At 72.4% G+C, this 14325-nt stretch carries 11 protein-coding genes and 2 tRNA genes; all 13 read left to right on the top strand.

The genetic code is table 11. The features are described 5' to 3' along the window. Positions 1–63 precede the first annotated feature (63 nt). A complete protein-coding gene (locus J3P32_RS02530; protein ID WP_210438289.1) occupies positions 64–1425 on the top strand; it encodes a pyridoxal phosphate-dependent decarboxylase family protein in 1362 nt (453 codons plus the stop codon). Between the two features lie 34 nt (positions 1426–1459). Continuing rightward, positions 1460–2272, top strand: coding sequence for a fumarylacetoacetate hydrolase family protein (locus J3P32_RS02525; RefSeq protein WP_210438288.1), 813 nt, complete (start codon positions 1460–1462; stop codon positions 2270–2272). Between the two features lie 7 nt (positions 2273–2279). After that, positions 2280–3734 (top strand): glutamate--tRNA ligase, encoded by a 1455-nt coding sequence (gene gltX, locus J3P32_RS02520; RefSeq protein WP_210438287.1) that lies wholly within the window; start codon positions 2280–2282, stop codon positions 3732–3734. A gap of 3 nt (positions 3735–3737) precedes the next feature. Further along, positions 3738–4742 (top strand): CPBP family intramembrane glutamic endopeptidase, encoded by a 1005-nt coding sequence (locus J3P32_RS02515; RefSeq protein ID WP_210438286.1) that lies wholly within the window; start codon positions 3738–3740, stop codon positions 4740–4742. A gap of 70 nt (positions 4743–4812) precedes the next feature. Then, positions 4813–4884, top strand: a tRNA-Gln gene (locus tag J3P32_RS02510). A gap of 86 nt (positions 4885–4970) precedes the next feature. Continuing rightward, positions 4971–5043, top strand: a tRNA-Glu gene (locus J3P32_RS02505). Positions 5044–5148: 105 nt separating this feature from the next. Next, entirely contained in the window at positions 5149–6573 is a 1425-nt protein-coding gene (xylB, locus tag J3P32_RS02500; RefSeq protein WP_210438285.1) for a xylulokinase, read from the top strand. Between the two features lie 101 nt (positions 6574–6674). Further along, positions 6675–7946 (top strand): ROK family protein, encoded by a 1272-nt coding sequence (locus tag J3P32_RS02495; RefSeq protein ID WP_210438284.1) that lies wholly within the window; start codon positions 6675–6677, stop codon positions 7944–7946. Continuing rightward, positions 7943–9454 carry a sugar ABC transporter ATP-binding protein gene (locus J3P32_RS02490; protein WP_210438283.1) on the top strand — a complete coding sequence of 504 codons (1512 nt, stop codon included), beginning with the start codon at positions 7943–7945 and terminating at the stop codon, positions 9452–9454. The genes J3P32_RS02495 and J3P32_RS02490 overlap by 4 nt, the downstream gene beginning before the upstream one ends. After that, positions 9451–10551, top strand: coding sequence for an ABC transporter permease (locus tag J3P32_RS02485; RefSeq protein WP_210438282.1), 1101 nt, complete (start codon positions 9451–9453; stop codon positions 10549–10551). Before J3P32_RS02490 ends, J3P32_RS02485 begins: the two co-directional genes overlap by 4 nt. 114 nt (positions 10552–10665) lie before the next feature. Next, positions 10666–11733 carry a substrate-binding domain-containing protein gene (locus tag J3P32_RS02480; protein ID WP_210438281.1) on the top strand — a complete coding sequence of 356 codons (1068 nt, stop codon included), beginning with the start codon at positions 10666–10668 and terminating at the stop codon, positions 11731–11733. Between the two features lie 209 nt (positions 11734–11942). After that, the gene (locus J3P32_RS02475) at positions 11943–13154 is read left to right on the top strand and encodes a Gfo/Idh/MocA family protein (protein WP_210438280.1); all 1212 of its coding nucleotides are present in this window, start codon (positions 11943–11945) and stop codon (positions 13152–13154) included. After that, the gene (gene xylA / locus J3P32_RS02470) at positions 13151–14311 is read left to right on the top strand and encodes a xylose isomerase (protein WP_210438279.1); all 1161 of its coding nucleotides are present in this window, start codon (positions 13151–13153) and stop codon (positions 14309–14311) included. Before J3P32_RS02475 ends, xylA begins: the two co-directional genes overlap by 4 nt. The last annotated feature ends 14 nt before the right edge of the window (positions 14312–14325 follow it).

Below are 14325 nucleotides of genomic sequence, written 5' to 3'. Positions count from 1 at the left end.
GGGCGGTCTGGGCCGCTCGCCCGGTCCCTCGACCCGGGCCGGCGCGCGGAGGACACTGCCCGCATGGACCGCACCTCCGGCCTGGACCGCGCCCACCAGCACGCGGTCGCGTGGCTCGACTCGCTCGCCGACCGGCCGGTGCCGCCGCGGCTCGGCGCCGACGACATGCTGGCCCGCCTCGACCGGCACCTGCAGGACGGACCGCGCGACCCGGTGGAGGTCGTCGACGAGCTCGTCGCGGCGTGCGAGCCGGGACTGACCGCGATGCCGGGCGGGCGGTTCTTCGGGTTCGTCATCGGCGGCTCGCACCCCGCCGCCCTCGCCGTCGACTGGCTGGTCAGCGCGTGGGACCAGAACGCCGGCCTCCGCACGCCCACCCCGGCGCACTCCGCGGTGGAGCACGTCACCGAGGAGTGGATCCTCGACCTGCTCGGCCTGCCGGCAGGCAGTGCGGTCGGCTTCGTCACCGGCGGCACGATGGCCAACTTCACCTGCCTGGCCGCCGGGCGCGACGAGGTGCTGCGCCGCGCCGGCTGGGACGTCGCCGAGCAGGGGCTCGCCGGGTCGCCGCCCGTGCGGGTCCTCGTCGGTGCCGAGCGGCACGACACCGTCGACCTCAGCCTGCGCTACCTCGGGCTCGGCGCGCCCGAGCCGGTCGCGGCCGACGACCAGGGTCGCATCGAGCCGGCCGCTCTCGCCGCCGCCCTCGACGCCGGTGACGGGCGCCCGACGATAGTCGTCCTGCAGGCCGGCAACCTGCACTCCGGGGCCTTCGACCCGTTCGAGGCGACCGTGACCGCCGCCCACGACGCCGGGGCCTGGGTGCACGTCGACGGAGCCTTCGGGCTCTTCGCGGGCGCCTCCCCGCGACGCCGGTACCTCCTCGCCGGCGTCGAGCACGCCGACTCGTGGGCCACCGACGCCCACAAGACCCTCAACGTGCCCTACGACTGCGGCCTCGCCATCGTCCGCGACCGCGCGGCGCTGCGTGCGGCGATGGGCATGCACGGCGACTACCTGATCCACGACGCGGTGGGGGAGCCGTTCGACAAGGTGCCCGAGATCAGTCGGCGGGGCCGTGCGTTCCCCGTGTGGGCCGTGCTCCGCGCGCTCGGGCGTGACGGCGTCGCGCGGCTCGTCGACGGCTTCTGCGAGCATGCCGCCGCGTTCGCGGAGGGGATCTCGGCCATCGACGGCGCCGAGGTGCTCAACGACGTGGAGTTCACCCAGGTGTGCGCGTCCTTCGGCGACGACGATCGCACGCGGGCCGTGGTCGCGGCCATGCTCGCCGAGGGGACGGCGTGGACCACGGGCTCGCGGTGGCACGGCCGAGCCGTGCTGCGGGTCAGCGTCAGCAACTGGTCGACGACGGTCGACGACGTCGCGACGACCCTGGCCGCCCTCAGGCGCGCAGCGGGCGGCTGAGTGCCGGCTGCCGAGCGTTGGATAGCCTCGGCGCATGCGCATCTGTCGGTTCAGCACGGGCGAGGAGCCCCGCTTCGGCGTCGTCACCGGTGAGGTCGACGAGTTCGGCCAGCCCGCCGACGACTCCGTGGTCGTGACCCTCGCCGGCGACCCGCTCTACGTCGGCGTCAAGCTCGTCGAGGAGGAGCACCGGCTGAGCGACGTACGCCTCCTCGCGCCGATCATCCCGCGCAGCAAGGTCGTCGGCATCGGCCGCAACTACGCCGCCCACGCGGCCGAGCTCGGCAACGACCTGCCCGCCGAGCCGCTGATGTTCCTCAAGCCCAACACGACCGTGATCGGTCCGGGCGACCCGATCTTCTACCCGCCGCAGACCGGTGACCTGCACTACGAGGGCGAGCTCGCGGTCGTCATCGGACGGATCTGCCGCGACGTCCCCGCCGAGCAGGCCACCGACGTGATCTTCGGCTACACGATCGCCAACGACGTGACGGCGCGCGACCTCCAGCGCTCCGACGTGCAGTTCACCCGGGCCAAGGGGTTCGACTCGTTCTGCCCGCTCGGGCCGTGGATCGAGACCGACCTCGACCCCCAGCACTTCGCCGACGGGCGCGCGGTCCAGACCTACCTGAACGGCGACGTCGTGCAGGACGGCACGACCGCGGACATGATCTTCGACGTGCCGACGCTGGTCGCCCACGTGTCCTCGGTGATGACGCTGCTGCCCGGCGACGTGATCCTCACCGGCACCCCCGAGGGCGTCGGTCCGATGCAGGTCGGCGACGAGGTCGAGATCTCGATCGCCGGCATCGGCGCCCTGACCAACCCCGTAGCCCAGAGAAGCTGAGTACCCCATGACGAGCCCCGTCCGCGTCCGTTTCTGCCCCTCGCCCACCGGCTCGCCCCACGTCGGCCTGGTGCGCACCGCCCTGTTCAACTGGGCCTTCGCGCGCCACCACGGCGGGCAGATCGTCTTCCGGATGGAGGACACCGACCGCGAGCGCAGCACCCAGGAGTCCTACGACGCGATCCTGGAGCTCTGGCGCTGGCTCGGCCTCGACTGGGACGAGGGCATCGAGGTCGGCGGCCCGCACGGCCCCTACCGGCAGAGCGAGCGCGGCGCGGTCTACCGCGACGTGCTCGCCCGGCTGCGCGCGTCGTCGTATACCTACGACTGCTTCTGCACGACCGAGGAGGTCGACGCCCGCCGCAAGGCGTCGGGCTCGAAGATGCAGGGCTACGACGGCTTCTGCCGCGACCTCACCGACGAGCAGCGCGCGGCCTTCGAGGCCGAGGGCCGCTCGCCGGTCGTCCGGTTCCGGATGCCCGACGGCTCGATCACCTGGCACGACCTCGTGCGCGGCGACATCACCTTCGAGACCGAGAACGTCCCCGACTACGCGCTCTCGCGCGCCAACGGCGACCCGCTCTACACGCTGGTCAACCCGGTCGACGACGCACTGATGCAGATCACCCACGTGCTGCGCGGCGAGGACCTGCTGTCCAGCACGCCGCGCCAGCTCGCGCTCTTCGAGGCGCTCGTGGAGCTGGGGATCGCCGAGCAGGTGCCGGCCTACGGCCACCTCCCGTACGTGATGGGCCAGGGCAACAAGAAGCTGTCCAAGCGCGACCCCGAGGCGCACGCGCTGGCCTACCGGGAGCAGGGCTTCCTGCCCGAGGGCCTGCTCAACTACCTCGCGCTGCTCGGCTGGTCGATCGCCGGCGACCGCGACGTCTTCTCGATGGCCGAGATGGTCGAGGCGTTCGACATCGCCGACGTCAACCCCAACCCGGCCCGCTTCGACCTCAAGAAGGCCGAGGCGATCAACGCCTCCCAGATGCGGCTGCTGCCCCTCGACGAGGTGACCCACCGCGTGCTGCCGTTCCTGAAGGAGGCAGGTGTTGTCGGCGACCCGGTCAGCGACGCCGACGCGCAGCTGCTCGAGCTGGCGATGCCGCTCGTGGCCGAGCGCATCAACAAGCTCACCGAGGCCGCGACGATGCTCGACTTCCTCTTCGTCGACGAGGCCGCGTTCGAGCGGCACGAGGAGCTCGACGAGGCCGGCAGGGACGTCGTCAAGGCGGCGCACGACGCGCTGGTCGCGGTCGGCGCGTGGAGCACCGCCGCCATCGACGAGGCGCTGCGGGCCGCGCTGATCGACGGGCTCGGCCTCAAGCCGCGGCTCGCCTTCGGCCCGGTGCGGATCGCGGTGACCGGCCGCAAGGTCAGTCCGCCGCTGTTCGAGTCGATGGAGCTGCTCGGGCGCGAGCGCTCGATCGCGCGGCTGCGCGACGCGATGTCGGGCTGAGCCGTGGGCGCCCCGCTCGACCCGGCCTTCCGGCCGCAGTATCACCAGCTGCACCGTGTCGGGCGTCCAGGCGTCTGGCGCTCGGTCGTCGGCTCGCTCCTCGTGCTGGTGCTCGTGTTCGCCGTCGTGCCGCTCATCGCGGGCGGCCTGTTCTTCGCCGGCCTGGTGGCGCTGGGCCGGACGGTGGACGAGGCCGGCGCCGTCCTCGACGTCACCGCGGAGACCACCCCCACCGGCCTCGCCCTGCTCAACGTCGTCATCGCCGCAGCCATCCCCCTCACGTTCGCGGTGTCCTGGTGGCTGCACCGGCTCAGGCCGCGCTGGATCTCCTCGGTAGCCCCGCGGCTGCGGTGGGGCTACCTCGTCGCGTGCCTCGGGCTGTCCGTCGTGGCGCTGCTCGCCTCGCTCGGGGTCGGCCTGCTGCTCCCGCTCGACCCGGGTGAGGCGCCGGCCGGGGCGGTCAACGACTTCACCACGCGCACCCGCGACTTCCTCATCGTGATCCTGCTGCTCACGCCGCTGCAGGCGGCCGGTGAGGAGTACCTCTTCCGCGGCTACCTCACCCAGGCGTTCGGCTCGCTGGTCTGGGCCCGCCGCACCTCGCAGGCCCTGGCGGTGCTCGGACCAGCGCTCATCTTCGCGCTCTTCCACGGCCTCTCGCAGGACTGGCCCGTCTTCTTCGACCGGTTCGCCTTCGGCGTCGTGGCCGGCATCCTGGTCATCCGCACGGGCGGCCTCGAGGCGCCCATCGCGATGCACGTGCTCAACAACTTCCTCGCGTTCGGACTCGCGCTGGCGTTCGGCGACCTCACCACGGCGCTCAACGCCGAGGGAGGCAGCAGCTGGTGGATGATCCTGTCCACGCTGACCCAGTCCCTGGTCTACCTCGGGCTCGCGGTGGCGGTGGCCAGGGCGATGGGCCTGGTCACCCAGGGGCCGCCCGTCGGGGGAGCGCTGCCTCCTCCTGAGGCCGACCCCGTTTTGGCCGTGCCACCACCGCGCGTGTAACGTTCGGGGTCGGTTCTGCAGAGTTCTGTGGCAGAACCACGTGGGTGGTCGGAGCGATCCGATACCCCCATGGGGTATGGTGTAATTGGCAACACGGCTGATTCTGGTTCAGTTGTTCTAGGTTCGAGTCCTAGTACCCCAGCGGATCCGGAGAACGAGAGCCGGATTTGGAGCGTCACTCCATCTTCGATAGAGTCTCGCTCCGTCGCTCGCAGAGCGGCAGTGCAAGCCCCCGTCGTCTAGCGGCCTAGGACGTCGCCCTCTCACGGCGGTAACGCCGGTTCAAATCCGGTCGGGGGTACAACGCACGAGGAAGGGCCCGGTCAGCAGACCGGGCCCTTCGTCGTCTCGCGCCCGGCTGCTCGCGGCGGAGCCGGACCGGCGCGGTGGGCTAGCATCCGCGCCCATGACTGACGGGCCCCGGCTGGTCGCCGGCATCGACTCCTCCACCCAGTCCTGCAAGGTCGTCGTCCGCGACGCCGAGACGGGCCGCCTCCTCCGGCAGGGACGCGCGAGCCATCCCGACGGCACCGAGGTCCATCCAGACCACTGGTGGGCGGCCCTGCAGGCGGCGGTCGCCGAGGCCGGCGGGCTGGACGACGTGGCGGCCGTGAGCGTCGGCGGCCAGCAGCACGGCATGGTGTGCCTCGACGAGGACGGGCAGGTCGTCCGCCCCGCGCTGCTGTGGAACGACACCCGGTCGGCCGGTGCCGCGCGGGACCTCGTCGACGAGCTCGGCGGTCCCGAGGAGGGTGGGCGCGCCTGGGCCGAGGCCGTCGGCGTCGTCCCCGTGGCGTCGTTCACGGTGACCAAGCTGCGCTGGCTCGCCGAGCACGAGCCGGAGAGCGCGCGCCGCACGGCCGCGGTGTGCCTCCCGCACGACTGGCTGACCTGGAGGCTCTCCGGCAGCAGCGACCTCGCCGACCTCACCACCGACCGCAGCGACGCGAGCGGCACGGGCTACTGGTCGGCCGCCACCGGGGCCTACCGCCCCGACCTCCTCGAGCGCGCCTTCGGTGCCGTCCCCCATCTGCCGCGGGTCGTCGAGCCCGGCGCCGTCGCGGGCTCGGCGGCCGGCGGCGCCGTCCTCGGCGCCGGTGCGGGGGACAACGCCGGAGCCGCCCTCGGCCTCGGGGCGGGGGAGGGCGACGTGGTCGTCTCCATCGGGACCTCCGGGGTCGTCACCGCCGTCACCGACGTGGCGCCGCTCGACCCCACCGGGTCGGTGGCGGGCTTCGCCGACGCCAGCGGGTTGTTCCTGCCGCTCGTCGCGACCCTCAACGGCGCTCGCGTCCTCGACGCGGCCGCGCGGATCCTCGGAACGGACCACGAGACGCTCTCGGCGCTCGCCCTCGAGGCCCCGTCCGGAGCCGGCGGCCTCGCGCTGGTGCCGTACCTGGAGGGGGAGCGCACGCCGAACCGGCCCGAGGCGACCGGGTCGCTGCACGGCCTCACGCTCGCGACCGCGACGCGTCCGATGCTCGCCCGTGCGGCGATCGAGGGCCTGCTGTGCAGCCTCGCCGACGGCCTGGACGCGATCGTGACGACCGGCGTACGCCCCGCCCGCGCGCTGCTGATCGGCGGGGCGGCTGCCTCCGAGGCCGTCCGCACGGTCGCGGCCGAGGTGCTCGGCATCCCGGTCGACGTCCCCCCGCCCGGCGAGTACGTCGCCGACGGCGCGGCGCGCCAGGCGGCCTGGGCGCTGTCGGGGACCGACCAGCCGCCGGTCTGGCAGCGCGAGGGCACCCGCCGCTACGAGGCGGATCCCGTCCACGCGATCCGGCTGCGCTACGCGGAGGGGCGCGAGCGGCACCTGGACCGGACCACCTGAAACTTGCGCGCCCAGGACCTTGACGTGACGGGCGTCACCGACTTAGTTTGGCGGTCCATCAAACTAAGTGGTGACACCGGTCACACGGGACGGAGCCTGGGATGTCGCAGCTGCGTGACGGCTGGTCCTCGACCAGCAACGGCGGTGCCGACCAGGGCACCGTCCGTCGCGCCAACCTGTCCCTCCTCCTCCGCAGCCTCCGCGAGGACGGCCCGCGGTCCAGGGCCCGGCTCGCGTCGGACCTCGGCCTGAACAAGGCCACCGTCTCCAGCCTGGTCGGCGAGCTCCTCGAGCGCGGCCTGGTCCGCGAGGGCAGCGCCGAGCGCGGGGCCGTCGGCCGACCGGGCACGATCGTCGAGATCGACGGTGCCGGCGCCTACGGGCTCGGCGCGGAGATCAACGTGCACCACGTCTCCACCCGCGCCGTCGACCTGGCCGGGGTCGTGGTGAGCGAGCGGCGCACCTCCGTCGACACCAGGGGCCTGGAGCCCGACGAGGTCATCGACCGGCTCGTCGAGCTCCTCCAGGGCACCCTCGCCGACCTCGCCGACCTCGGTGGCACGCCGGTCTCGGCCGTCGTCGGCGTCGCCGGGCTGGTCGACCACGACCGCGGCACGGTCCCCGTCGCGGCCAACCTCGGCTGGCAGGACGTCGCGCTCGCCGGGCTCCTGCGCAGCAAGCTGTCCGACCCGGGCTACCGCCTCGAGGTGGCCAACGAGGCGAACCTCGCCGCCGTCGCCGAGGCCACGCCGGGCGACCCGGAGCGCCGCGACATCCTGGTCCTGCACGGCGAGGTGGGCATCGGCGGCGGCATCGTCGCCGACGGACGGCCCTTCCCCGGCAGGCGCGGCTACGCCGGCGAGTTCGGCCACATGACCGTCGACCGCGACGGCGACCGCTGCGGCTGTGGCCGGACCGGGTGCTGGGAGACGGTCATCGGCCTCAGCCGCCTCATCGAGCTGGCAGCCGAGGGCGAGGACGACCTGCTCCGCTCGCCGCTGCTCGACCTGGAGGGAAAGGTCGGCGAGATCACCCGTCGCGCCGCCGCGGGCGACGAGCGCACCCTCGCGGCCCTGCGTGAGATCGGCCGGTGGGTCGGCATCGGGGCCGCGCTCCTGACCAACGTCCTCAATCCCGGGATGATCGTGCTCTCGGGCTACCTCGGCGAGGTGGGCGAGTGGATCCGCGACGAGGTCGAGGCCGAGCTCGCGACCGGCGTGCTCGCCCCCGGCGCCGGCGGGACCCGCATCGGCCTCTCGACCCTCGGCTTCTCCGCGGCCGTCCACGGCGCCGCCGCGGTGGCCATCGACCACGTCTACGACGACCCCACCCTGGTCCCGCGTGTGGGCCACGCCCTGGAGGTGCTTCCATGACCGACTCCCCACTGCTGACGATGCGCGGCATCGTCAAGCGGTTCCCCGGCGTCCTCGCCCTCGGCGGCGTCGAGCTCGAGGTCCGTGCGGGCGAGGTGCACTGCCTCCTCGGCCAGAACGGCGCCGGCAAGTCCACCCTGATCAAGATCCTGTCCGCGAGCTACCAGCCCGACGAGGGCGAGATCCTCTGGGAGGGACAGCCGGTCGCGCTCGGCACCCCGCAGGCCGCGATGGACCTCGGCATCTCGACGATCTACCAGGAGCTCGACCTGGTCCCGGACCTGAGTGTCGCGGAGAACATCTTCCTCGGCCACGAGCTGAGCCGGGGCGGCTTCAGCCAGCGTTCCGAGACGCTCCGCCGCACCCGCGAGCTGCTCGCCCGGCTGGGGCACGGCGAGATCCCGGCGACGCGTTCCGTGGGCCGGCTGTCCCCGGCCGCGCAGCAGATCGTCAGCATGGCGCGGGCACTGTCGCAGGACACGCGTCTGCTCGTCCTCGACGAGCCCTCCGCCGTGCTCGACCAGGGCGAGGTCGACAACCTCTTCCGGGTGATTCGCGACCTCACCGCCGAGGGGGTGGCGGTGGTCTACATCTCCCACCGCCTCGACGAGATCCGCCGGATCGGGGACCGGATCACGGTCCTCAAGGACGGCAGCACCGTCGCGACCGGCCTCGCGGTCGACCAGACGCCCACGAGCGAGCTCATCAAGCTGATGACCGGTCGCTCCATCGAGTACGTCTTCCCGCCTCGCGGCGAGGCCGTGCCGGCGGACGCGGCGACGGTCCTGGAGGTCGAGGGGCTCGCGCTGCCGGGCGTCTTCTCCGGCGTGGACCTGAAGGTGCGCGCGGGCGAGATCGTCGGACTGGCCGGCCTCGTCGGCGCCGGGCGCTCGGAGATCATCGAGACGCTCTACGGCGCTCGCCGCGCCTCCGCCGGACGGGTGCGCGTCAACGGCAAGGAGCTGCGCCGCGGCTCGGTCCCCGCCGCCGTCAAGGCCGGCATGGGCCTCTGCCCGGAGGAGCGCAAGTCGCAGGGCCTGCTGCTCGACCAGGCCGTCTACCGCAACATCACCGTGTCCTCGATGAGCCGCTTCAGCCGCCTCGGGCTGCTCGACAGCCGCTCCGAGCGCAAGCGCGCCACCGAGCTCACGGAGTCCCTCGACGTCCGTCCGGCAGGAGTCGATCGCCTCGTGCGCCTCCTCTCGGGCGGCAACCAGCAGAAGGTCGTGCTCGCCAGGTGGCTGCTCCGGGAGTGCCGGGTGCTGCTGCTGGACGAGCCGACCCGAGGGGTGGACGTCGGCGCCCGCGCCGAGATCTACGCCCTCGTGCGCTCGCTCGCCGACTCCGGTGTCGCCGTGGTCCTGGTGTCGAGCGAGGTGGAGGAGGTGCTCGGGCTCGCGGACCGGGTCCTCGTGGTCCGCGAGGGCCGTGTCGTGCACGAGGGGCCGGCAACCGAGATCGACGAGTCGCGGGTCCTGGACCTGGTCATGGAAGGAAAGGTCGCATGAGCGAGCAGGGTACGAGCCAGGGCGCCGAGCGCGCGCGCCACCTGGGAGACGTCGAGAACACCGTCGCCCCGACGCGGGACACCGTCCAGGTCGAGCGCGCCGCAGCCGAGACCGAGCACGCGGGAGGAGGTGCAGCCGGGCTCATGAGCGGCCCGTTCGGGCGCAACCTCGGCCTGGTGGTCGCGCTGCTGCTGATCTGCGCGGCCGGCCTCGTCACGGCCGGCGACCGCTTCGCCAGCCTCGACAACACGCTGACCATCCTGCGCTTCGCCTCGGCGCTCGGCGTGGTGGCCATCGGCATGACGTTCGTCATCACCGGTGGCGGCATCGACCTGTCGGTGGGGGCACTGGTGGCGCTCTGCTCGGTGTGGGCGACGACCTTCGCCACCCAGACGATGGCCACCGACAACCACTGGATCGTCATGGTGTTCGCGGCCCTGGCGGTGGGCGCGGGGGCAGGGCTGATCAACGGGTTGGTGATCGCCTACGGCAAGGTGGTCCCCTTCATCACCACGCTCGCGATGCTCGCCGCCGCCCGAGGTCTCGCCGAGATCATCTCCGAGCGTCGCACGCAGATCGTCACCGTCGACGGGTTCAAGGACTTCTTCGGCGCCGACGTCCTCGGCGTGCCGCTCCTGGTGATCATCTTCGCGCTCGTCTCCATCGCCGGATGGGTGCTGCTCAACCGGACGACGTTCGGCCGGCGCACCCTCGCCGTCGGCGGCAACCCCGAGGCTGCTCGCCTGGCGGGCATCAACGTCAACCGCCACACGGTCATGCTCTACGTCCTGGTCGGCGTCTGCTGCGGGCTCGCGGCGCTCATGCTCGTCAGCCGTACGACCGTCGGCAGCTCGACCCACGGCAGCCTCTGGGAGCTCGACGCCATCGCCGCCGTGGTCATCGGCGGCACGCTCCTCACCGGCGGCCGCGGCACGATCGTGGGCACCGTCGTCGGGGTCCTGATCTTCGCCACCCTCAACAACGTCTTCACCCTCAACAACCAGGACACCTCGACCCAGGCGGTCGCCAAGGGCCTGATCATCGTCGTCGCCGTGCTGCTGCAGCAGCGCCTGGCGCGCAACGCGACCTCGACCTGAGCGGTCGGTCGCCCCCCAGCTCGGACGAACAGCACCACCCACCCCCTGCGCCGGGACGCCTCGTGCAACCGGCTCGAGCACCGCACCCAACGAGATGAACAAGGAGCACCACCCATGCGACTGCGCACCCCCTTCGGACGGCAGCAGAGCCGCTTCACCGGCATCGTGGTCGGCGCGGTCGCCGTCCTCACCCTCGCCGCCTGCACCGGCAGCGCCCAGGACGCGGCGGACGAGGACGGGTCGAACGACGCGCCCGTGGCCGCCGCGGGCAGCAACGACGAGGAGGGCGAGAAGGTCACCATCGGCTTCTCGGCGCCCGCCGCGGACCACGGCTGGATGGGCGCCATCACCAGCAACGTCCGCGACCTCGCCGAGCAGTACCCCGACATCGACCTCCAGGTCGCCGAGGGCACCAACGACGTCAACCTCCAGATCAGCCAGGTCGAGACCTTCATCAACGACGAGGTCGACGCCATCGTGCTGCTGCCCTTCGACGGCGCCGCGATGACGCCGGTCGCGCTCAAGGCGATGGAGGCCGGCATCCCGGTCATCAACGTGGACCGCGAGTTCGACGACCCGAACGCCGCACGCGTCACCGTGCTCGGCGACAACTACGGCATGGGCGTCTCCGCCGGCCAGTACGTCTGCGAGCAGGCCGGCGGCGACAAGGACGTCGTCGTGGCCGAGATCGCCGGCATCGACTCCCTGCCCCTCACCCAGGACCGCAGCCAGGGCTTCAAGGACGCGCTCGCCGAGTGCGGCCTCGACGTGGACGCCCGCCAGGCCGCTGAGTTCACCGTCGAGAGCGGCGAGGAGGTCGCGGCCAACCTGCTGCAGGCCGAGTCGAAGATCGACTACCTGTGGAACCACGACGACGACCAGGGCCTCGGCGTCCTGGCCGCCATCGAGAACGCGGGACGCGACGAGTTCACCATGATCGGCGGCGCCGGCTCGGCCAACGCGATGCGCGCCATCCAGGAGGACAACAGCGTGCTGAAGGCGACCGTCATCTACCCCTCCACCCAGGGCGCCGACGGCGTCAAGCTCGCCCGTCTGCTGCTGCAGCAGAAGGCGATGAGCGACCTCGTCGAGGTCGAGGTGCCCCGCACCGTGCAGCTCTACGCCCCCGTCGTGACCGCGGACAACGTCGACCAGTACATCGACACCGCGTTCGAGTCCTGACCGACGCGGGACGGCCGGCGGCGGCTCCCACGGGAGCCGCCGCGGGTCGACCGCGCCCACTGGCGCCCCGCGCCGTGCCTGCCACGGCATCCCACCGCACGCCAGCCAGACCCATCCCCGCCCGGCCCGCTCAGTCGCACCCAGGCGCACCCAGCAGCTGTAGCCCGATCCCAGCCGACCCCGGCTGGTCCCGAACCCGAGGAGGTCCGATGACCGCCACTCCCGACTCACCCGGAGCCCGAGCTGGCACCGCCCCCGACGCCGAGCTGTCCGTCGGCATGGTGGGCTACGCCTTCATGGGCGCGGCGCACTCCCAGGCGTGGCGCACCGCCCCGCGGTTCTTCGACCTCCCGCTGCGCCCGCGCATGACCGCCGTCGCGGGCCGCGACCCGCAGGGCGTGAAGGCCGCGGCCGACCGCCTCGGGTGGGACTCTGTGGAGACGTCCTGGCAGGCGCTGGTCGCCCGCGACGACATCGACCTCGTGGACGTGTGCACGCCGGGGCACACCCACGCCGAGATCGTCATCGCCGCGCTCGAGGCCGGCAAGCACGTGCTCTGCGAGAAGCCGCTGGCCAACAGCGTCGAGGAAGCCGAGGCGATGACCCGGGCCGCCGAGCGGGCCGCTGCGAGCGGCGTGCGCTCGATGGTCGGCTTCACCTACCGGCGCGTGCCCGCCATCTCCCTGGCCCGCCAGCTCATCGCGGAGGGCCGCCTCGGCACCGTCCACCACGTCCGCGGCCAGTACCTCCAGGACTGGATCGTCGATCCCGACGCTCCGCTGTCGTGGCGCCTGGAGAAGGACAAGGCGGGCTCCGGCTCGCTGGGCGACATCGGCGCCCACATCATCGACATCGCGCAGTTCATCACCGGGGACACCATCACGAGGGTCTCGGGCCGCCTGCGCACGTTCGTGGACGAGCGGCCGCTGCCCAGCGAGCACTCGGGCCTCTCGGGCACGGCCGGCAGCGGGCGGGGCAAGGTCACCGTCGACGACGCGGCGACCTTCCTGGCCGACTTCGGCAGCGGCGCCATGGGTGTCTTCGAGGCGACGCGCTTCGCGTCCGGCCGCAAGAACGCCATCCGGATCGAGGTGAACGGCTCGCTCGGCAGCATCGCGTTCGACTTCGAGGACATGAACGTCCTGCACTTCTTCGACGGCACGGAGGACGCCCGCACCGCCGGCTTCCGCCGCATCCTCGTCACCGAGCCGCAGCACCCCTACGTCGGTGCCTGGTGGCCCGCGGGTCACGTCATCGGCTACGAGCACGGCTTCATCCACCAGGTGGTCGACCTGGTCCGCGACATCGCGGCCGGATCGGACCCCACCCCGACCTTTGCCGACGGACTCCAGGTGCAACGCGTCCTGGCCGCGGTCGAGACCAGCAGTGACACCAACTCGTGGCAGGAGATCCCCACATGACCGACTACACCCCTTCCCCCGAGGACAAGTTCTCCTTCGGGCTCTGGACCGTGGGCTGGCAGGGCACCGACGTGTTCGGTCCCAGCAGCCGTGACCTCCTCGACCCCGTCGAGGCGACCTACCGGCTCGCCGAGCTCGGTGCGGCCGCGGTGACGTTCCACGACGACGACCTCCTTCCCGACGAGGACGAGCGCGATGCCGTGCTCGAGAGGTTCGAGAAGGCCCTCGCCGAGACCGGACTGGCCGTCGAGATGGTGACGACCAACCTCTTCAGCGCCCCGGTCTTCAAGGAGGGCGCGCTCACCGCCAACAACCGCGAGGTGCGCCGCTACGCCCTGGCCAAGGTGCTGCGCAACGTGGACCTCGCCGCCTCGCTCGGCGCGAAGACGTTCGTGCTGTGGGGCGGTCGCGAGGGCGCCGAGCACGGTGCGGCGAAGGACGTCCAGGCGGCGCTCGACCGCTACCGCGAGTCCCTCGACCTGCTCTGCGCCTACGTGAAGGAGCAGGGCTACGACATCCGGTTCGCGCTGGAGCCCAAGCCCAACGAGCCGCGTGGCGACATCCTGCTCCCGACGATCGGGCACGCGCTCGCGCTGATCGGCGAGCTCGACGACCCGTCGATGGTGGGGCTCAACCCGGAGGTGGGCCACGAGGAGATGGCCGGGCTGAACTTCGCCCAGGGCATCAGCCAGGCGCTGTGGCACGACAAGCTCTTCCACGTCGACCTCAACGGCCAGCACGGCCCGCGCTTCGACCAGGACCTCCGGTTCGGCGCGGGCAACCTGCGCGGTGCGTTCTGGACCGTCGACGCGCTGCTCGGCGCCGGCACCGGCAAGGCCTACGACGGCTACGTGCACTTCGACTTCAAGCCGCCGCGGGCCGAGGCCATGGACGGTGTCTGGGAGTCCGCTCGCGGCTGCATGCGCAACTACCTCATGCTGCGCGAGCGCGTGCAGGCGTTCCGCTCCGACCCCGACGTCGTCGCGGCGCTCGAGGCGGCCGAGGTCGGCACGCTGCGCACCCCCACCCTCGGCGAGGGGGAGTCGCTCGCCGACCTGCGGGCGGCGTCGTACGACGTCGAGGGGCTCGCCGCGCGCAGCGTGGGCATGGAGGCCCTCGACCAGCTGGCGCTGGAGCACCTGCTCGGAGCTCGCTGACCCCCACCTCCCGG

The sequence above is a fragment of the Nocardioides xinjiangensis genome, assembly GCF_017916385.1.
GTDB classification, from domain to species: Bacteria; Actinomycetota; Actinomycetes; order Propionibacteriales; family Nocardioidaceae; genus Nocardioides; species Nocardioides xinjiangensis.
Note: the sequence above shows the minus strand (reverse complement) of the source record. Positions and strands in the feature narration are given on the sequence as shown.